Here is a 20,402-nt window from a genome sequence, read left to right on the forward strand (position 1 = left end):
CGTTTAGTTCTTAACCAAAAGTCTGAAACCTTCACCGTGTACGTTGATGATTTCTAAACCTTCATCATCTTTCAGTAGTTTTCTAAGTTTGGCAATATAAACGTCCATACTTCTTGCTGTAAAATAGTTTTCCTTTTTCCAGATTTTTCTTAATGCTAAATCTCTAGGCATAAAGTCGTTTCTGTGAAGACAAAGTAATTTTAAAAGTTCATTTTCTTTAGGTGAAAGCTTGTATTCGTTATCACCTACTCTCAATTGTCTCAGCATAGAATCAAAGAAAATATTGCTGATTTTAAACTGTTCCTGTTCTTCGTTTTCCAAAGTAGAACTTCTCTGAAGAATGGCTTTAATTTTATATAAAAGCAATTCGGTATCAAATGGTTTTGTGATATAATCATCAGCTCCCAACTGATATCCTTTCAAAATATCTTCTCTCATATTTCTTGCTGTCAAGAAAATGATTGGTGTGTTTTTGTCAATCTTTTTTACATCTTCTGCTAATGAAAATCCGTCTTTCTTCGGCATCATTACGTCAAAAATACAGATGTCAAATTCGCTTTCTGTAAACTCTTTCAATCCCTGTTCTCCATCTACGGCAAGGGTCACTTCAAAATTGTTTATCGTAAGATAATCTTTCAGTACCGCACCGAAACTCTGATCGTCTTCTACTAATAATATTCTGTTGCTCATATGTTTTATATTTTATTTTTCGTTTAACTTATTTTATGCCATTGGAAGTTTAATGATAAATTTACTTCCTTTATCTTTTTCAGAATCTACAATAATCTGTCCTTTGTGTAGTTCTACAATTTTCTTTACATAGGAAAGTCCGAGGCCTTGTCCTTTTACATTATGAATATTTCCGGTTTCTTCTCGGAAGAATTTTTCGAAAATTTTGGTTTTATTGTGGGTTTCCATTCCCATTCCTTTATCTGAAATTTCTAACACGTACCAATTTCCTTCATTTTTAGTTTTAATACTGATTTCTGGTGCTTCCGGAGAGTATTTGTTGGCGTTATCTAAAAGATTCACCAGCATATTAGAAATATGAAACTCATCGATTTTAAAAGTAAAATGAGTGGCATTAAATTCCTGAATAAGCTTTCCGTTTCTCTGCTGAATAATCAGATTAAATGACTCTGTAGTCTTTTTTATCAATTCTCTTACGTTGGTCTCTTTTAAGAATAATTCTACTTCATTTCTTTCCAATTTAGACATGTTCAGAATATTTTCTACCTGCTTTTTCATCCTCAGATTCTCCTGTTTGATGAGCTGTGAATAGTATTTTACCTTATCAGGATTGGTTGCAATTTTATCATTTGCCAAAGAGTCTGTAGCTACCGAAATTGTTGCTAACGGGGTTTTAAATTCGTGCGACATGTTATTAATGAAGTCTGTTTTCACTTCTGCTAATTTTTTCTGTCTCATCATATAATTAATGGAAATAATATAAATTCCCAAAATGGTCAAAAGTGAAAGAAAAGTTCCCAAAAGCATTGGCCAGTTATTCATTGCCAAAGAATATTCTTTTTTAGGAAAAACCAGAGCCAACGTGTACAAAGTTCTATCTTTTGTATCTGTAAATAAAGGATAAGAATAAGAATTGGTATCTTTTTTCTCTTTAAAAACTTTATTAACAATAGTAGTAAGCTTGTTGTTTTTATCTGAAACCCCGTAGCCAAAATCAGCGGTAATTCCTTTCATTTTAAGTTCTTTGGTAATTACAGAATCTAGAATTTTGGGGTCAACTCTTTTGGTAAGTGGTAAATTGTTTCCATTTACCCTTAAAAATTCTTTGAAATTGTAATCCCCACTTTCAATATCTCGATTGATTTCCGAGGTCAATAATTCGCGTCGTGAAGTGTCTCTTTTTACAGTATATGCATCGTCATCAGTATACATTTTTGTCAGGAGAAGAGAGTCGCCTCTTTTTGAAATGGGTAGCTGTTGAGTCTCAATAATGTTTCTGTAGTAAACGATCGATTTTTGAGTTCCGGAATCCTGGGTTTGCTGAATTGTGGTAAGAGAAGGCTTTTTGCTGTTTGCCCTTACATTGTCTCTTAAATTTGGATAATTCTCATTAAAAAGCTTTTCTGCTTCAATTTCTGCTACGTTTTTTGAAGTATTTTCCAAAGCGGAATAAACTTTGTTAGAAAACTCTTGTTCCAAAGCAACGTAATAATTTTTAAGCCAATAAAACTGCAGCGTGACAAAAACGATAAGGGAGATTGTCATAAAAACCGAGATTATCGGGATGAATTTGTTATTCATTGCATTGGAAAATTAAAGTTGTAAATGTTAAAATTAATCATTTTAAGATTTGATAAACAAAAAATGCGCCAAAATATTGTTTAATTTTTCTTAAAAGTAAAGGTTTTAACATTTTATTATAAATTTACAGCCAATTCCTTAAAGAAACTTATGAAAATTTATTAACCAAAACTAAAATAACTATGAGCTCAACAATTGTTTTTAATCAGGATTTTAATTCGAAGAGTATTTATGTGATGAAGGTTTATGATGAGGAAATATCAAAAGTATGGGACTATTTTACAAAACCTGAACTCCTCGATTTGTGGTGGGCGCCCAAACCTTGGGTGTGTAAAACGGATTCGTTAAATTTCGAGGAAGGTGGCGTTTGGCTATATTCGATGAATGGACCAGATGGGGAGAAAATATTTTCGTTGGTTAAGTATGGTAAAATAGATGAGCATAGAAGTGTTGATGGTATTGATGCTTTTTGCGATGCTAATGGTAATGTAGACGAAAGATTTCCGCAAACACAATGGCTGATTGGTTTCACAGGGGTTGAGCAAGGGACGAAAGTTTCTCTGAACATTCATTTCAAATCTGAAGATGATATGAAAAAACAATTGGAAATGGGATTTGAAGAAGGTTTTAAAATGGGTTTAAACCAACTGGAAGAAATTTTTAATAATCTGAAAATTTGATAGTGTATTGATTTGAAAATTATTTTTTTAATTCGAATAAAAAACTTCTCGATACGATTTTTTCAAAATCTACTCGAAGTGACGATGTATAAAAAACAAAATGGAAAGTAAAACTTACTTTCCATTTTTTATATAATTAATCAATTTTCAAATTATCTCCTTTTCAAATTAATTCTTCATCCTGAAAATACTGAATAATTGCTTTTTTCATCAGGATTTGCTGCTCGTTAGGTTTCAGCTCCGGAAGTTTTTCCGTCTCCTCAAAATGAGGGTAACCGTCGTCATCGTAATGTGAAAATTTAAAATATCCGAAAGGTTCCAGTAAACGGCAAACTGCAATGTGAAGGATATTCAGTTTGTCGTCTTTAGTATATTTCTGCTGTCCGCTTCCCAGTTCCTGGATGCCGATTAAGAATAGATAAGTCTCTATCGGAGCGTTTTTTTCGGTATCAAAATTTTCAATGAAAAATTGTTCTATTTTTTGCCAAATTTCACTTTCTGTCATAATATATAAATGATAAATAATAGTTGATCAATGATAAAGATTAGTCCTTTAGCATTTTACGATACGAAGAAGTCGTTTTCAGAACTTCTTCTGTTTTGATTTTTAAATCTAATAAAATTTCGTTTTGAACATAGTTCAATTCTTCAAGCATTTCAAGCCAAAATAAAGTTTCGTCGGTTTCTTCAATAACGATGGATAGTTTTGAAAAGCGTTCAGCTTTTGATCTTGCTCTACACATTGCTCTGTAATTTGCAGCCATTGATGTAGATGATCGATATATTTGCTTTCTTATTACAGAAAAGGCTTCGTTATAAGGAAGTTTTGAAAATTCCTTAATAATACTTATTGCAATTTGTTTTGTTTTTATTGCGAAAACCTTATTGTAATCTAAGTTATCCATCATTTATAAATTATCGCTTATCATTTATCATTTATCATTAAGAGGAATGCATATTCCAATGCGTCTTCCTTTAATGATTCAAATCTTCCGCTTGCACCGCCGTGTCCCGAACTCATATCGGTTTTGAAAATCAGAAGATTATTGTCCGTTTTTAATTCTCTCAGTTTTGCAGTCCATTTTGCCGGTTCCCAATATTGTACCTGAGAATCATGAAAACCAGTCGTAATCAATGTGTGCGGATAATCTTTTGCTTCAACATTATCATATGGCGAATATTCTTTCATGTAATGATAATATTCTTCGTCATTCGGATTTCCCCATTCGTCATATTCCCCGGTTGTAAGAGGGATGGTTTCGTCTAACATCGTAGAAACAACATCTACAAAAGGAACCTGCGCTACAATTCCGTTGAATAGAGTAGGTTCGTAATTCATCACAGCTCCCACCAATAATCCGCCTGCGCTTCCGCCCATTGCATACAAATGCTTTGAAGAGGTGTAATTTTCTTTAATTAAATGTTTCCCAGCATCAATAAAATCGAAGAATGTATTTTTCTTAAACAGCATTTTTCCGTCTTCATACCATTCTCTTCCAAGATATTCTCCACCACGAATATGAGCGATTGCATAAATAAATCCTCTGTCTAGAATTGATAATCTCACATTAGAAAAACTTGCATCAACAGTATGACCATAACTTCCGTAACCATACAAAAGGACCGGAGTATCTGCAGATTTTTTAGTGTCTTTATGATAAACCAAAGAAATCGGAATTTTTTCTTCACCGTCTCTTGAGTCCGCCCAGATTCTTTCAGAAATATAATTTTCAGGGAAAAATTTCCCACCCAAAACTTCTTGTCGTTTCAGGAGTTTGGTCGTTTTATCTTTTAAATTATATTCGTAAGTCGAGTTTGGCTGAGTTAAAGAAGTATAACCATAACGCAAAACTTCCGTATCAAATTCTAGATTTGTTCCAATGTAAGCGGTGTAAGTAGGGTCTGAAAAAGGTAAATAATACGATTCCTGAGTTTTTTCGTCGATAATTTTTATTTGCAATAAACCTTCCTCTCTTTCTTCAAGAATGAGATAATTTTTAAAAATCTCAAATCCTTCCAATAAGACTTCTTCACGGTGCGGAATTACATCTACCCAGTTTTCCATTCCGCAATTGTCGATTTTTGCTTTTACAATTTTAAAATTGGTAGCGTCGTCTGCATTGGTAATAATGTAAAATTCATCCTCATAATGTTCTACAGAATATTCCAGATCATCAATTCTGGGCTGAATGACTTTCCATTCTGCAAAAACATTATTTGCCGGAATAAAATGATGTTCATCTGAAATTGTACTCGAGCTCGCCATGAAAATGTATTCCATAGATTTTGTCTTGAAAACATTTACATCAAAAGTTTCATCTTCTTCATGGAAAATTAAAACATCTTCAGAAGTGTTGGTTCCTAATTTATGTCTGTAGACTTTGTAAGCTCTTAAACTTTCATCTTTTATAATGTAGAAAACGTGTTCGTTATCATTTGCCCAAACTGCTTTTCCGGTAGTATTTTCAATTTTATCAGGAAGAATTTCATTGGTTTTTAAATCCTTAAAATTTAAAGTGTAAATTCTTCTCCCAACATTATCTGATGAAAATGATGCTAATTTGTTATTTGGGCTTACCGCAACATTGGCAACTTCAAAAAACTCTTCTCCTTCTGCAAGAATGTTAACATCCAGAACAATTTCCTCTTCGTTTTCGAGAGATTTATATTTACGGCAGAAAATCGGGTACTCTTTTCCTTCTTCATAGCGCACGATATACCAATATTCATTAAAGAAATAAGGTAAAGATTCATCATCTTTTTTATATCGGGCTTTCATCTCCTGAAAAAGCTCCTCCTGAAATTCCTCAGAATCTTTCATTACAAAGTCTGCATAGGCATTTTCTTCTTCAAGATATTGTATAACCTCAGGATTTTCTTTTTCATTCATCCAGAAATAATTATCAATTCTTCTGTCATCGTGTATTTCGAGTACTTTTTCTATTTTTTTTGCCGTGGGAGCTTTCATTAATGTTAATTCTTGTTCAAATTTAATTAAAAAAAAACCATCTTTTCTTTTAATCGAAAAGACGGCTATTTTGTATCAGATACTTTAAAACTATTTGTGTAGGCTTTTGATGTATTTTTCAAGTGCCATAGTCATAGAAGGTGTCTCTTTTGTAGGAGCCATTAAATCTACTGTTAAGCCTGCATCTGTTGCTGCTGCTGAAGTAGTGGGTCCGAAAACGCCTATTTTTGTATCTTCCTGTTTGAAGTCAGGGAAATTTTGTTGTAGAGATTTTATTCCTTGTGGACTGAAGAAAATCAACATGTCGTAATCTTTAATGTTGATATCTGTCAAATCACTGCATACTGTTCTGTACATAATTGCTCTCGTCCATTCGATATTGGCTGCATCCAAAGTTTTTGGAATATCCGGGCTTAATACGTCTGAAGAGGGTAATAGGTATTTTTCGGAAGGAAATTTTTTGAAAAGAGGTAAAAGGTCGGCAAAGTTTTTTTCACCAAAACTAATCTTCCTTTTTCTATACACAATATGCTTTTGTAGATAATTGGCAATCGCTTCAGACTGGCAAATGTATCGCATTGTGTCTGGCACGGCAAATCTTAACTCTTCTGCAAGCCTGAAATAGTGGTCTATTGCATTTTTACTGGTAAAAATAATACCGGTATGCTGCGTAAGGTCTATTTTCTGTGTTCTAAGTTCTTTGTTATCTACTCCTTCGACGTGGATAAAAGGGCGGAAGTCAATCTTTATTTTTTCCTTCTTCGCAATTTCCAGATATGGAGAAGACTCACTAGGTGCTGGTTGAGAAACCAATATTGACTTTATTCTCATCATGTACTTTTATTAAATAAATAATAACTTCCAAAGCATCAACAGAGGTGCAATTTGGAGGGTGCAAATATACAAAAATTTATAATACCATTTTTCGGGTAAGATGTTGTTTCTGTGAAACAAATAGAAAAACACCTTGAAAATGAACACAAAAGAAAAAAAATAGATATAATAAATAAATGCACTATTTCTGTCAATCGGGAAGTAGTAGTGGCTTATGCACAAAATAATCAGCAAAGCTGAAAGTATAAAGTGGAATTTTGTGGAGGTAAAGTAAAAAATACTCCATTTTTTGCCGTCGCCTATCGCTTGGTAAAATAAAAAGCCGAGCGCAGTTCGGAATGAATAAAAAAGTGAAATAATTATCGCAGTATATCCTATCTTATTAAGTTGGTATCCAAAAGGTTGAAAGTCGGTTACATATTTCGGAACAATAGGTACATATTGAGAAATAAGAACACTTAAGCTTAAAGCCGTAACGAGCGACGTTATAATCCAGCTGGGAAGATTATTGCTGGCGTCATAATATTTCTGCAGAAGAAAATCTTTAAGATTGGCCTCACGCTCTATCACATTCATCATAAAGATGTATAAAAATAGACATCCGATGAGGATAAAAACCACCCAATCATTATTTTCGGGTATTCTTACTTCGTTTTTAAAATTTTGTAATACAGGCAACGCAATATTTTTTGCAAAATTATCGATTATTTTGTTTAAAATAAAAAGCTTAAATAAACTATCTTTGCAAATTGAAATGAAAAAACTCGTCATAATTCCGACCTATAACGAAAAGGAGAATATAGAAAATATAATTTCCGCTGTTTTTGCATTGGAAGAAGAGTTTCACGTCTTGGTAGTAGACGATTCTTCGCCAGATAAAACGGCAGACATCGTAAAAGAACTTCAAAAAAAGTTTCCTCACACCCTTCATCTTTCCATAAGACATATTAAAGATGGCTTAGGAAAGGCATATATTCATGGTTTCAAATGGGCGCTTCAAAACAATTATGATTACATTTTTGAGATGGATGCCGATTTTTCTCACGACCCAAAAGATTTACCTAAACTTTTTGAATCTTGCAAAAATGCAGATATGGCAGTCGGGTCGCGTTATTCTAAAGGCGTAAATGTTGTGAATTGGCCAATGGGAAGGGTTTTACTTTCATATTTTGCATCAAAATATGTGAGATTTATTTTAGGCCTTCCAATTCATGATACAACGGCAGGTTTTGTATGTTTTTCAAGAAAAACTTTAGAAGAAATTGGCTTGGATAATGTAAAATTGAAAGGATATGGCTTTCAGATTGAAATGAAGTTCCGGGCTTTCAAAAAAGGTTTTAAGATTGTAGAAGTTCCTATTATTTTTACCAACAGAATTTTGGGAGAAAGTAAAATGAATGGTGGAATCATCCATGAAGCCGTATTTGGAGTTTTAAATTTAAAATGGAAATCAATAATCAACAGATTATGAAAAAACTGTTCTTTATTTTTATTTTAATGGGTCTGTTGTCGTGTAACGAGTATATCGATAAACCAAAAAATCTTATCGATAAAACCAAGATGTCTGAGATTATCGCTGATTTAGCGATTAATGACCAGATTATTTACCAGTATCCTGGAAGCAATCTGGAAAGTGGAACAAGATTTATTCTGAAAAAGCATCAGGTGAAGAACGAAGACTTTATTGCAAGTTATCGATATTATATTATCAAACAAAAAATGAAGGGGATTGTAGAAGATGCCCAGAAAATTATTATAGAAAAAGATCCGAAGTCTGAAAAGAAAATTATAGGCGATACTCAATTGAAAGATGTAGAATTGCCAAAAGCAAAACTTGAAAGACAGTAATGAAGTAATGCTTTCCTGGAAAGCAGTTAAAATGTATAAGAATGAATTTTTTTAATATAGAAAAAACCTCAGAAAGTAAAGCAAGAGCCGGAGTTTTAACGACCGATCACGGAACTGTTCAAACACCTATTTTTATGCCTGTAGGAACTGTAGCAAGTGTAAAAACTGTTCACCAAAGAGAAATAAAAGATGATATCAAAGCTCAGATTATTTTGGGGAATACCTATCACTTGTATCTTCGTCCCGGAATGGAAGTAATGGAGGCTGCGGGAGGTTTGCATAAATTTATGAATTGGGATCTTCCGATTCTTACTGATTCAGGAGGTTTTCAGGTATTTTCACTTTCAGGAAGCAGAAAAATGTCTGAAGAAGGGGTGAAATTTAAATCTCATATCGACGGAAGTTATCATTTATTCACTCCTGAAAAATCAATGGAAATCCAGAGACAAATTGGAGCAGATATTTTCATGGCATTTGATGAATGCGTTGCTTATCCCGCACACTATAATCAAGTGAAAAAATCTATGGAAATGACGCATCGTTGGCTAAAAAGATGTATCGATTGGAATGCAGAAAATCCTGAGCTATATGGTTATAAACAAAGATTTTTTCCGATTGTTCAAGGGTCTACCTATTCTGATTTAAGAAAAATTTCAGCAGAAGTAATCTCAGAAGCAGGAGCCGAGGGGAATGCAATTGGCGGACTTTCTGTAGGGGAGCCTGAAGATGAATTGTACAGAATTACCAATGAGGTAACTGATATTTTACCAAAAGATAAACCAAGATATTTGATGGGAGTAGGTACTCCTTGGAATATTTTAGAATCAATCGGTTTGGGAATCGATATGATGGATTGTGTGATGCCGACCAGAAATGCAAGAAACGGAATGCTTTTCACTTGGCAAGGGGTGATCAATATGAAAAATGAAAAATGGAAGAAAGATTTTTCTCCGTTAGACGAATTTGGGACAAGTTTTGTAGATCAGGAATATTCTAAAGCTTATGTACGTCATTTGTTTGTATCTAAAGAATATTTAGCTAAGCAAATTGCATCGATCCACAATCTTGCATTTTACCTAGATTTGGTGAAAGTAGCAAGAGAACATATCTTGGCAGGAGATTTTTACCAATGGAAAGATTCTGTGATTCCTGTATTGAGACAAAGACTTTAGAAATAAAAAGGGAAATCCTGATAAGAACGATTTAAGAGAAAATAGGGTGAAATTCTATTTAAAAAATAAATAAAAATGCTTAAGATAGTAGACGGATATATCGTAAAAAAATACCTTGGAACTTTTAGTTTCATGTTGATATTGCTGTCTATTGTGGTTTTGGTAATTGATGTTCAGCAGAAAATTCCCAGAATAGAAAAAGCAACTGAAATTGATCCTAAATTAGATTTAACCTACTTTCTTATTCACTTTTATCCTTATTGGATTATCAATTTGGTGATAACATTTTTGGCGATTCTTGTTTTTATATCGGTGATTTATTTTACCTCAAGAATGGCAAATAATACCGAGATTGTTGCTATTATAAGCAGTGGTGCCAGTTTTCACAGATTTGCCCGACCATATTTGCTGACTTCTCTATTTATTGCTCTTATTTCTTTAACGGTGAATCATTTCGTTTTGCCTTGGGCAAATGTTAAGAAAAACCAGCTAGAAGCCTATACTTATAATGCCGCTGCTAAAGAGAAAATTCTGGGAACAGCTCCTGTTTCAGCTCAGCTCAGCAAAACGGAATATATTTTCATTAACTCCTGGAATAAAAGAGAAAAACGAGGCTACGGGTTTCTGTATCAGAAGTTTGATAAAGACCGAAAACTCATCTATGAGCTTAAAGCAACTGATGTCATTTGGCAGCAAGATAAAAAAAGTTTTTTGCTGAATAGTTATTTAGAAAAAACGATCAATAAAGATGATACCGAAAAGCTTGGACAAGGTTTTGAGTTGAAAAAAAATTACGGACAAGATCCTGAAGAGCTTTTTCCAAACGAGCTCTTAGGTCAAAATAAAGTAACTCCGGAGCTTGTAAAATTCATTGAGCGTGAAAAAGATAAAGGAAACAGCAATCTAAATTCTCACCTGAACGAGTTGCATCAGCGTACTTCAATGCCTGTTTCTATTATTATTTTGACGTTTTTGGCGCTTTCTCTTTCATCACAAAAGAAAAGAGGAGGTTTGGGAATTAACTTGGCGATAGGTATTTCTTTGGCGTTCGTATTTGTATTCTCTTTTGAAGCCTTAAAAGTGGTTTCCGAGAACAAAAGTATGTCACCAGCATTGGCGATGTGGTTCCCGAATATTATATTCTTCCCGATTACCTTGTTTTTATATCTAAAACGAGCCAATCAATAAAGCAATTTGATTTCTTTGTGGTAAAAAGATTTTAGGCCAGATTCTTCCAATTCAATCCAGATTTCACCATTTTTATCAGCATTTTTTATAATGCCATTTTGTCGTGTTTTATCTAATTCAAAAACAGAAATTTCATCTTTTTTAAATAGGTTTGAATTAAATTCGGCTAAAATTTCATCATCGCTAGGGGTATGAGTGAATTTTTCAATTAAAAATGAATGCAGATTTTCTGTAAATTGTTTTAAATTAAATCTTTTCCCGGTTTGCGTTAAAAGTGATCCTGCATTCGAAATTTTATCAAAATTTTCCTGTAAAATGTTAATTCCTATTCCAATAACAAAATAGTTCTCCTGATTGATTTTTTTCTTTTCAATCAATATCCCGACTACTTTTTTGTTTTTAACGATAATGTCGTTGGGCCATTTTATTTTTACTATCTTTTCAGTCATATTGGCAAGATAATTTTGTACAGCAATTGCGGTATAATAATTGAACAAGAAATCGGAGTGATTAATGCACGAGGTTTTTATGGCCAGTGTGTAAGCAAGATTCTGTTCTGCTACTGATGCCCAGGAGTTTCCGTACTGTCCCCGTCCTTTTATTTGATTAAATGTATAAAGACCAACAAAATTTGATTGCGGATAAAGTAAAACTTCAGTTATTTCGTCATTAGTAGAATAACACGCATTGCGGTAAAATAGCTCACTCATTTAAGAAAACTTTAAGACTTTAAAACGCTAAAAGTAAGGCTAAAGTAAAAGAAAAACAATAAATTTGCAGATTATAGTATATTTTAATGAATAAAACAGCAGAAAAGCAAGCGCTAATAGATAAAATTGTAGAGGCAATTCAAGACGTAAAGGGTGAAGACATTATGATTTTTGACCTGACTAATATTGAAAATTCAGTTGCAGAAACGTTTATAATTTGTAGCGGAAACTCAAATACACAAGTTTCGGCATTAGCAGGAAGTGTAGAAAAAAAAGTGAGAAACGATCTTCAAGACAGACCTTGGCATGTAGAAGGTACAGAAAACTCAATGTGGGTATTGGTAGATTATGTTTCGGTGGTGGTGCATATTTTCCAAAAAGAGACTCGTGAATATTACGATATTGAAGAACTTTGGGGAGATGCAAAAATCACAAGGATAGAAAGTGAAGTATAAATTTTAAAAGTAATAAATGAATAATAAAGGATTTAACTGGTTTTTCCCTGTAATGATTATAGCACTTGTGCTATTTTTTATCGCCACTTCTATGGGTGATAACAGTGCAAAATCGATCGATGAAGATTCGTTCTTCAAAGAGATGCAGGCTGGGAAAATTCAGAAAGTGTTGATAGACAAGCAAAAACAAAATGCTGAAGTCTATTTAACCAAAGCTGCTAAAACGGAAACGGTAAAAGCTCAAGAGAAAAGCTCAAACCCATTCTCATCATTGGGAATGACTCCAAAAGCAGATTATACACTTAAATATGGTGATTTGCAGTTGTTTTTATCAAAGTTTGAAACTTTGAAAACTGAGAATCCCGCATTAAAGACAACAAAAGATTATGCAGAAGGTGAAAGCCCTTTAATGAGTATTCTTATTCAGGCATTGATTTGGATTACAATTCTAGGTCTTTTCTATTTTATTCTTTTTAGAAAGATGGGCGGCGGTGGTGGTCCTGGTGGACAAATTTTTTCTATCGGAAAATCAAAAGCAAAACTTTTTGACGAAAAAGAAAAAATTCAAACAACATTTAAAGATGTTGCAGGTTTAGAAGGTGCAAAAGAAGAAGTACAGGAAGTGGTAGACTTCTTGAAAAATTCTGAAAAATATACAAAATTGGGAGGTAAAATTCCTAAAGGTGTACTTTTGGTAGGCCCTCCGGGAACAGGTAAAACCTTATTGGCAAAAGCTGTTGCAGGTGAAGCTAAAGTTCCTTTCTTCTCATTGTCAGGTTCAGATTTTGTAGAAATGTTTGTTGGGGTAGGAGCTTCAAGAGTGAGAGATTTGTTTGCTCAGGCTAAAGCAAAATCTCCGGCAATTATCTTCATCGATGAGATTGATGCAATTGGTAGAGCAAGAGGTAAAAATAATTTCTCTGGCGGAAACGACGAAAGAGAAAATACGTTAAACCAGCTTCTTACAGAAATGGATGGTTTTGGTACCGATGTCAACGTTATCGTAATGGCAGCGACCAACAGAGCAGATATTTTAGATAAAGCATTAATGAGAGCAGGTCGTTTTGACCGTTCAGTTTATGTTGACCTTCCGGAATTGCATGAAAGAAGAGAGATTTTTGATGTTCATTTAAAGAAAATCAAATTAGACGAAAATATAGACAGAGAGTTTTTATCTAAGCAAACTCCTGGTTTCAGTGGAGCAGATATTGCAAATGTTTGTAACGAAGCAGCACTTATTGCAGCGAGAAACAGCCATGAGTCGGTTACTAAACAAGATTTCTTGGATGCGGTAGACAGAATTATCGGTGGTCTTGAAAAGAAAAATATGGCAATCAAGCCTTCTGAGAAAAGAAGAGTGGCATTCCACGAAGCAGGTCATGCGACAATTTCTTGGTTGGTAGAGCACGCTTCACCACTTCTTAAAGTAACCATAGTTCCGAGAGGAAGATCTTTAGGAGCAGCTTGGTATCTTCCGGAAGAAAGACAATTGTCTACGACTGAGCAGATGCTAGACGAAATGTGTGCTACTTTAGGAGGAAGAGCTGCAGAGCAGGTAATCTTTGATAATATTTCTACGGGTGCCCTTTCTGATCTTGAGACAGTGACGAAAAGAGCTCAGGCGATGGTTACAATCTACGGTCTAAGCCCGAATATTGGGAATATTTCTTATTACGACAGCTCAGGTCAGTCTGAATATAGTTTTGGAAAACCGTATTCTGAAGCGACAGCCTCTAAGATTGATGCCGAAATTAAAGGTATTATCGAAAACCAATATGAGAGAGCGGTAAGAATTCTTACTGAGAATAAAGATAAGTTGAATGCTTTAGCAAATAAACTGTTAGAGAAAGAGGTTATCTTCCGCGAAGATTTGGAAGAGATTTTCGGTCAAAGAGCTTGGGATCCGGAATTGACTGAAAAACCGGTGACCAATACAATTCCTATTCTTGAAAAAGAAGAAGAGCAACCCAACGAAGAACTGAAGGATAGTGAAATTCAGGCTCCTGAAAGTTCTAGTCAAATCTAAAATATCCTCTTTGGATTTTAAAATAACTCCCGACGAATAATCTATTTGTCGGGTTTTTTGTTATTTAAACTATATTCTTAGACGAATTATAATTATATTTTCTATTTTTGTATATAAGTTGACTAAAAATATACTAAGTTGAGTTTATTTAAAAGAATTGTAAGCAGACTTACCAACCAGCCAGAAGATGATGAGAGGCAGAGCCTGGAAAAGCTTGGAGATTCGCTGAAAAATGCTGATCTCGACTACAAGTTTGCGCAATTATTTACGCATTCTGGTGGCTTTTTCAACTATTGTGCAGATGAAGCAGAAGCATTGCAGACTTTGAACCAGATTTTAAAAATCGAAGGGATCAATTCTGTTTTTTGCTGTGATAAAGATCTTCAAGGATTTTTGAATGTAATCAAAATCGATAATACGCCCGAGCTGGAATCGCGTAACGATGCCGCTTTTATATCATGCGAATACCTTATTGCGTACGATGGCAGAATTATGCTTTCGCACAATAATATTCTACATTATCATTCTTCAAGGCTGCCCGGTAAAATAATTATTATGGCGAATGTTTCTCAGATCGTCAATAACTTGAACGACGCGATGGGCAAGATAAAACGTACCGGAAATATCAAAAACCTTACTTCAATTAGCGGAAACCATTCTAAGCTGGATGCTGCTGCAAACAATAATACGAAGCTGTTTTTACTCTTAATTGAGGATTAGCATCATTTTCTAAATTTTAAATTTTGGACAAAAACCTTATTCAGAGAACGCTTTCAGGGCTTGTTTATGTAGCCGTCATATTTCTTTGTGCAACTCCTTTTGGAACGCAGCTTTTAGACTCGGTTTCTCCGGGGCTCGTTCAGCAGCAATATTTATACTATGGTTTAATTAGCTTTCTTTTGCTGGTTGGAACATGGGAATGCATGAAAATTATGAAATTCGGAGATGGCTACGAAAAGTGGGTTGTATTTCCGTTGGTACTCTTTATCTTCTATGTTTTCTCTAAACGATATTTTCAGCATGGGTTTTATTTTGACTTCAGACTGTCTGAAATCTTAGCAATTTCATTAACCCTTATTGCAGTAATTACGCTATTTAAATTCTCAAACGAACTGTACATCGACAGCGGAAAGCTTATTTTTACCGTTATCTATGTCGCTTTGCCGTTTTCTTTTGCTTTAGGTTTGCCTAAATATTCTTCAATTGAAAATACGTTTTCGCTTGAAGTTATTTTCCTGTTTATTTTAATTTGGAGCAGTGACACCTTTGCCTATCTGGTTGGGAAATTCTTTGGAAAACATAAAATGGCACCAAAAATTTCACCAAAAAAAACCTGGGAAGGCTACATTGGAGGTGTTGTTTTAACATTAGTACTGTCTTATTTTGTAGAACAATATCAACCACAGCTTCGTGGAAACTGGATGGTTGTAGGTTTTCTGATTGCTGCATTTGCACCTTTGGGAGATTTGGTAGAAAGTCAACTGAAAAGAAATTTTGGCGTAAAAGACAGCGGAAGCATCATTCCGGGGCACGGTGGAGTATTAGATAGGCTAGACAGTTTTTTAATTTGTGTTCCTGTCGTATATTTGTACTTTATTTTAGAAAAATTTATTTAAACTTATATAATTGTTATGCTTCACAAAGCGTGTTGACCATAACAAACAACAATTAGTATCATTATGAAATTACATAAAGAGTCGAAAGGAACTATTACAGTAGCAACTATACTTTTCGCAATTATTGCTGTGGCATCTATTTATTTTCTAGAGATGTGGGCGCTTTTGATTATTGTACCCTTATTGGTTATTTACAGTTTGGTATTTTGGTTCTTCAGAGTTCCGAATCGTGATATTTTGGATCACGTAGAAAATGTAATTGCTCCTGTAGACGGAAAAGTAGTAATGATTAAAGAAGTAGAAGAGGGTGAGTTTATCAAAGGAAAAGCAATTCAGGTTTCTATCTTTATGTCTCCGTTAAATGTTCATATTTGTAGATATCCGGTTTCTGGAGATGTAATTTATAAGAAATATCATCCAGGGAAATACTTGGTTGCATGGCACGAAAAATCGTCTACAGAAAACGAAAGAACGACTATTGCGGTACAAAGTTTAACCAATCATAAAGTGGTTTTCAGACAGATTGCAGGATATGTGGCGAGAAGAATTGTTTTCTACTGTAATGAAGGTGATGCAGCAAAAGCTGGTCATGAGTTTGGTTTCATTAAATTCGGTTCAAGAATGGATGTTTTCTTGCCGCTCGATACCGAGATTATCTGTAAAATAGGGGATATTACAAAAGGTGGAATCGATGTGATTGCTAAAATGAGAGATTAATATTTAAATAAAAATATATGAAGACTGTTTCGCGAGAAGCAGTCTTTTTTGTTTTGTATAATGAGTTTTTAGAAGTTGGATATAACCTGTGCTTAGATTGTTGTACGAAAATGGGCATATTAAAAAAATTGATAAATCAAATATTTGGGAATTTGGATTTAAATGAGATAGTAAACTGCTATTATTTTGGTTTTATTTTTATTAAATCATAATCATTTTTAATGAAATAATGATGTATTGATACTCATTACATGCTTTAAGTGATATTGGTATTGTTTTAATTGGTATTTTTGGCGTGAAATCAAAAATCTAAATTTTTAAATGAAAAAAATTCTACTTCCTTTATTGGTCTTCACGGGACTTTTTAAAATGCAGGCCCAAACAAACATCAATGTATTTTCACAGATCGTTTTTTATGATGGTTATGCTGCCAACGTTTCTAATCCGGTTCCGGCGAATACAATCCGACTTGCTAATTATAGATATGCTAAAAAATTAACGGATGCAGAGCTGAATTCTTTTCAGAATAAAATTACAATGAATGTTACCATTGGAGCTTTATGTGATAATTATGACAGAATTGGAGGGGTGCATCTGGCTTTAGTTCCGAAAAATCAAACGACCTATGCTTTAAGTGATACGAATGTGAAAAGAATTGAAATCGGAAGATACATCACACCGTTTATGAATAAAAATATTTCTCCGACTTCTGTTCCTTATACGTATAATGTTGATAATCTTTATTCGGTTTTTAGCAATACTGATTTAAGAAATATCTATGATATGTATGTAGAGCTTGATGTTTTTGGAGTTCCTTATGCAGCAAATACCCAAGTCGCAGGTTGCTCGGGAAGAAATGATGTCTTTGCCGGAACGCTTGATTTTGTTACTTCTAATGATCCTGCAATAACGACTTCTTACAATAATTTACTACCGTTATTAGATTCCAATGAATTAAATAATTATAACAATACAGATCAACCTGGTCAAACGGTAAGATTGGTGAATTTTTCCCTTAACCAAAGTACAGATAATGCCAAATTTTTCATTGTTACTACACCACATGGAGCTGGTTCGGGAGGAGAGGAGTATATTAGAAGGCAGAACTTTGTTTCTTTAGATAATTCTCAGGTACTGACCTTTACACCGGGTGGGAAATCTTGTGAACCCTACCGAATGTATAACACGCAGGGAAATGGTATTTATGGAACAAACGCACAAAGTACAACTTGGTGGTCATCTTGGAACAATTGGTGCCCCGGAGATTCAGTACCTATCAGAAGTTTTACCGCAGCATCGCTTTCTGCAGGAAGTCATACTATAAAATATGAAGTTCCGGCAGCGGTTTTTAACGGACAAGACGGAAGAATTGTACTTTCTATGTATATGCAAAGTTCTAATCAGTTTTTGTCTGTGAAAGATGTATCAACGGTTGATGTTTCAGTTTACCCAAACCCTACTGCGGATTTTGTGAATATTAAGTCTGATAAAAAAGTAAGAAATGTAATTATTTATTCGCTTGACGGAAGAAGATTGAATGAAGTAAAAGATTCTAAAATCGATTTTACAGCTTACCCATCCGGAAATTATTTGTTAGATATTACGTTGGAAGGTGGAGCTCAGTTTAAGCATAAAGTAATTAAAAAGTAGTTTAAACATTCATATCAACAGAAAAGAGAAGCCAATTGGTTTCTCTTTTCTATTGTATGTAGCCTTTTACTTCTTTAATTAAGCTTAAAATAAAATCCACAGGCAAATCCTCATTTTCATCAATTAAAAGGATTTTAAACTTCTTTCTGCCTTCGCTGATGAGCTCTGGGTAGTCTAATCGGTCACCATGATAAAAGCTGATGTAGTGTTTTTTATGCTTTTGGCTGTAATAAAGATAGCAGAGCATTTTCTTTTTAAACTTAAAAAATGGTAAGCCGAAACTCAGAGTTTCTGTAATGTTTTCGATGTCAGATTCTAAAATCTTTTTTCTTAAAAACAAAAGAGTACTTCTTTCAGGCTCATCGATTCTGTAGAAGTACTCTTGTATAGGATTCATTTTAAATTAGATTTAAAATAGTTTAGTCAAAATTCTGAAGTTCAACCAATTTGTGGTAAGTTCCTTGTTTAGCAATAAGCTCATGGTGGCTTCCTTGTTCTACAATTTCGCCTTTTTCCATCACAACAATCCAGTCTGCTTTTTGGATGGTAGAAAGTCGGTGCGCAATCACAAGCGACGTTCTGTTTTCCATCATTTTCTCAAGGGCATCTTGTACAAATTTTTCAGATTCTGTATCTAAAGCAGAAGTTGCTTCATCCAAAATCATAATCGGTGGGTTTTTAAGAACCGCTCTTGCGATAGAAACTCTTTGCTTCTGTCCGCCAGAAAGTTTTCCTCCATCGTCTCCGATATTCGTATCATAACCATTTGGAAGCTGAGAAATAAATGAATCTGCGTTGGCAATTTTTGCGGCAGCGATTACTTCATCTCTTGTTGCTTCAGGTTTACCCATCAAAATATTGTTGTAAACGGTGTCGTTAAACAATACAGATTCTTGGGTTACCATTCCTAAAAGTTTTCTGTACTCACTGATTTTTAAATGCTTGATATCGGTGTTGTCAATTAAGATCTGTCCTTCAGAAACATCATAAAAACGTGCTAAAAGATTGGCAATTGTAGTTTTTCCGCTTCCACTTTGACCAACCAAGGCAACAGTCTTTCCTTTCGGAATGATAAGATTAAAATTCTTTAGAATTAAATTAGATTTATCATAATAGAAACCGATATTTTTAAATTCTATTTGTTTATCAAGAGTAGAAATAGAAACCGGTTCTGCAACTTCTTCAATTTTTACATCAGCTTCAAGAATTTCTAAAACTCTGTGTAAAGAAGCTTCTCCTTTTTGAACATTAGAAATAGAAGCTGATAAACTTTTTACAGGAGGTAAAATCTGGAAGAACATTCCTAAAAACACCAAAAAGTCTTCCGGAGCAATACTGTGATCTACAATAATTTGTTTTCCACCATACCAGGCGATGATTAAGAAAGTCACGGATCCTAGAAATTCGCTTATAGGGGAAGCTAATTCTTTTTTTCTACCCAATCTTATCGAGCTGTTGATCCATTTTTGCATAGAACCCATGAATCGGTTGTCCATAATTTTTTCAGCGCTGAAAATCTTAATCACTTTTGATGATTTTAGAGTTTCATCAACGATAGAGAAGATGGTACCCATTTCGTTTTGAGCTTCGTGAGAATCTTTTTTAAGACTTTTTCCGATGAGAGCAATCATGGTTCCCATTACCGGTAAAACCAAAAGCGAGAAAAGGGTAAGTTCCGAACTCAGCCAAAAAAGACTGATTAAGGTACTGATTAGCATAAATGGAGCATTGATTAAATCCACTAAGCTTCCTAAAATGTTTCCTTCAACTTCACCAACGTCATTTGACATACGAGACATCATGTCGCCTTTTCTACTTTCTGTAAAAAATGAAACAGGCAAAGCCAAAACCTTGCGGTACATTTCTCCACGAAGGTCTTTGGTAACCCCAACACGGTAATTAATCAAAAGGTAAGAGCCTAAATATCTGAAAATATTTCTCAGTAAAAACATAAACGCCGTGATAACACAAAGCCAAGCTAAAACATTTAACGTACCATAAGCATCAACTAAAGTCTGAATGTAATAATTAGAGTATGACTTAAGATAAGTAAATAAATCGACGAGGTCTCCCGAATATACAGGAGCAGCTGTAAATTTTTGACGTTTAATAGTTCCAAAAAGCATTCCCAGAACGGGCAATATTGTTCCTAAAGAAGCAATCTGAAATAAAGAATAGAGAAGGTTGAAGAATAAACTCCCGTAAATATATTTCTGATGCGGTCGTGCGAATTTTAGTATTTTTTTATATTCGTTCATTAAATAAAA

General features: G+C 34.1%; 21 protein-coding genes. 11 read left to right on the forward strand and 10 right to left on the reverse strand.

Annotated elements, in window-relative coordinates:
* Positions 1-3: 3 nt before the first annotated feature.
* Together B5X64_RS01935 and B5X64_RS01940 are read right to left on the reverse strand one after the other, a co-directional pair.
* On the reverse strand, positions 4-690 hold the full coding sequence (locus B5X64_RS01935; protein WP_074230805.1) for a response regulator transcription factor: 687 nt from the start codon (positions 688-690) through the stop codon (positions 4-6).
* Between the two features lie 33 nt (positions 691-723).
* Positions 724-2,271, reverse strand: a complete 1,548-nt coding sequence (locus B5X64_RS01940; RefSeq protein WP_079463642.1) for a sensor histidine kinase — start codon at positions 2,269-2,271, stop codon at positions 724-726.
* 182 nt (positions 2,272-2,453) lie between these two features.
* Between B5X64_RS01940 and B5X64_RS01945 the strand changes: the two genes are divergently transcribed.
* A complete protein-coding gene (locus B5X64_RS01945; RefSeq protein WP_079463643.1) occupies positions 2,454-2,951 on the forward strand; it encodes an SRPBCC family protein in 498 nt (165 codons plus the stop codon).
* 163 nt (positions 2,952-3,114) lie between these two features.
* Here the strand turns inward: B5X64_RS01945 and B5X64_RS01950 are convergent, their stop codons facing one another.
* The 5 genes from B5X64_RS01950 to B5X64_RS01970 all read right to left on the reverse strand — a co-directional run bounded on the left by B5X64_RS01950 (position 3,115) and on the right by B5X64_RS01970 (position 7,431).
* Positions 3,115-3,456: a hypothetical protein gene (locus B5X64_RS01950; protein ID WP_066676445.1), complete on the reverse strand. Its 342-nt coding sequence runs from the start codon at positions 3,454-3,456 to the stop codon at positions 3,115-3,117.
* A 40-nt stretch (positions 3,457-3,496) separates the two neighbouring features.
* Positions 3,497-3,856, reverse strand: a complete 360-nt coding sequence (locus B5X64_RS01955) for a four helix bundle protein (RefSeq protein ID WP_228418689.1) — start codon at positions 3,854-3,856, stop codon at positions 3,497-3,499.
* Between the two features lie 20 nt (positions 3,857-3,876).
* Complete coding sequence (locus tag B5X64_RS01960) at positions 3,877-5,919, reverse strand: S9 family peptidase (RefSeq protein WP_079463645.1); 2,043 nt, start codon at positions 5,917-5,919, stop codon at positions 3,877-3,879.
* Between the two features lie 90 nt (positions 5,920-6,009).
* Positions 6,010-6,750: a uroporphyrinogen-III synthase gene (locus B5X64_RS01965; RefSeq protein WP_079463948.1), complete on the reverse strand. Its 741-nt coding sequence runs from the start codon at positions 6,748-6,750 to the stop codon at positions 6,010-6,012.
* Positions 6,751-6,762: 12 nt separating this feature from the next.
* Positions 6,763-7,431, reverse strand: coding sequence for a DUF4271 domain-containing protein (locus tag B5X64_RS01970; RefSeq protein ID WP_228418691.1), 669 nt, complete (start codon positions 7,429-7,431; stop codon positions 6,763-6,765).
* A gap of 76 nt (positions 7,432-7,507) precedes the next feature.
* On the opposite strand from B5X64_RS01970, the gene B5X64_RS01975 reads away from it, so the two are divergent.
* The 4 genes from B5X64_RS01975 to B5X64_RS01990 all read left to right on the forward strand — a co-directional run bounded on the left by B5X64_RS01975 (position 7,508) and on the right by B5X64_RS01990 (position 10,961).
* Positions 7,508-8,224, forward strand: coding sequence for a polyprenol monophosphomannose synthase (locus B5X64_RS01975; protein ID WP_079463949.1), 717 nt, complete (start codon positions 7,508-7,510; stop codon positions 8,222-8,224).
* Entirely contained in the window at positions 8,221-8,601 is a 381-nt protein-coding gene (locus B5X64_RS01980; RefSeq protein ID WP_111944896.1) for a DUF4296 domain-containing protein, read from the forward strand. The genes B5X64_RS01975 and B5X64_RS01980 overlap by 4 nt, the downstream gene beginning before the upstream one ends.
* A gap of 41 nt (positions 8,602-8,642) precedes the next feature.
* Positions 8,643-9,773: a tRNA guanosine(34) transglycosylase Tgt gene (gene tgt / locus B5X64_RS01985; protein ID WP_079463648.1), complete on the forward strand. Its 1,131-nt coding sequence runs from the start codon at positions 8,643-8,645 to the stop codon at positions 9,771-9,773.
* Positions 9,774-9,848: 75 nt separating this feature from the next.
* Complete coding sequence (locus B5X64_RS01990) at positions 9,849-10,961, forward strand: LptF/LptG family permease (RefSeq protein ID WP_079463649.1); 1,113 nt, start codon at positions 9,849-9,851, stop codon at positions 10,959-10,961.
* On the opposite strand, the gene B5X64_RS01995 is transcribed toward B5X64_RS01990, so the two are convergent.
* Positions 10,955-11,671 (reverse strand): biotin--[acetyl-CoA-carboxylase] ligase, encoded by a 717-nt coding sequence (locus B5X64_RS01995; RefSeq protein WP_079463650.1) that lies wholly within the window; start codon positions 11,669-11,671, stop codon positions 10,955-10,957. The two genes, B5X64_RS01990 and B5X64_RS01995, sit on opposite strands and share 7 nt — an antisense overlap.
* 86 nt (positions 11,672-11,757) lie before the next feature.
* On the opposite strand from B5X64_RS01995, the gene rsfS reads away from it, so the two are divergent.
* The 6 genes from rsfS (at position 11,758) to B5X64_RS02025 (ending at position 18,135) form a co-directional block, all read left to right on the forward strand.
* Positions 11,758-12,126 carry a ribosome silencing factor gene (gene rsfS, locus B5X64_RS02000; RefSeq protein WP_079463651.1) on the forward strand — a complete coding sequence of 123 codons (369 nt, stop codon included), beginning with the start codon at positions 11,758-11,760 and terminating at the stop codon, positions 12,124-12,126.
* 16 nt (positions 12,127-12,142) lie between these two features.
* Positions 12,143-14,152 (forward strand): ATP-dependent zinc metalloprotease FtsH, encoded by a 2,010-nt coding sequence (ftsH, locus tag B5X64_RS02005; protein ID WP_079463652.1) that lies wholly within the window; start codon positions 12,143-12,145, stop codon positions 14,150-14,152.
* 138 nt (positions 14,153-14,290) lie between these two features.
* Positions 14,291-14,872 carry an LUD domain-containing protein gene (locus B5X64_RS02010; protein WP_079463653.1) on the forward strand — a complete coding sequence of 194 codons (582 nt, stop codon included), beginning with the start codon at positions 14,291-14,293 and terminating at the stop codon, positions 14,870-14,872.
* A 23-nt stretch (positions 14,873-14,895) separates the two neighbouring features.
* Positions 14,896-15,768 carry a phosphatidate cytidylyltransferase gene (locus B5X64_RS02015; protein WP_079463654.1) on the forward strand — a complete coding sequence of 291 codons (873 nt, stop codon included), beginning with the start codon at positions 14,896-14,898 and terminating at the stop codon, positions 15,766-15,768.
* 63 nt (positions 15,769-15,831) lie between these two features.
* A complete protein-coding gene (locus tag B5X64_RS02020) occupies positions 15,832-16,485 on the forward strand; it encodes a phosphatidylserine decarboxylase family protein (RefSeq protein ID WP_079463655.1) in 654 nt (217 codons plus the stop codon).
* Between the two features lie 321 nt (positions 16,486-16,806).
* Complete coding sequence (locus tag B5X64_RS02025) at positions 16,807-18,135, forward strand: peptide-N-glycosidase F-related protein (protein WP_079463656.1); 1,329 nt, start codon at positions 16,807-16,809, stop codon at positions 18,133-18,135.
* A 49-nt stretch (positions 18,136-18,184) separates the two neighbouring features.
* Here the strand turns inward: B5X64_RS02025 and B5X64_RS02030 are convergent, their stop codons facing one another.
* A complete protein-coding gene (locus tag B5X64_RS02030) occupies positions 18,185-18,532 on the reverse strand; it encodes a DUF1801 domain-containing protein (protein ID WP_079463657.1) in 348 nt (115 codons plus the stop codon).
* 22 nt (positions 18,533-18,554) lie between these two features.
* Entirely contained in the window at positions 18,555-20,393 is a 1,839-nt protein-coding gene (locus B5X64_RS02035; protein WP_079463658.1) for an ABC transporter ATP-binding protein, read from the reverse strand.
* Positions 20,394-20,402 lie beyond the last annotated feature (9 nt).

The sequence above is a fragment of the Chryseobacterium balustinum genome (genome assembly GCF_900168205.1).
Taxonomy (GTDB): domain Bacteria; phylum Bacteroidota; class Bacteroidia; order Flavobacteriales; family Weeksellaceae; genus Chryseobacterium; species Chryseobacterium balustinum.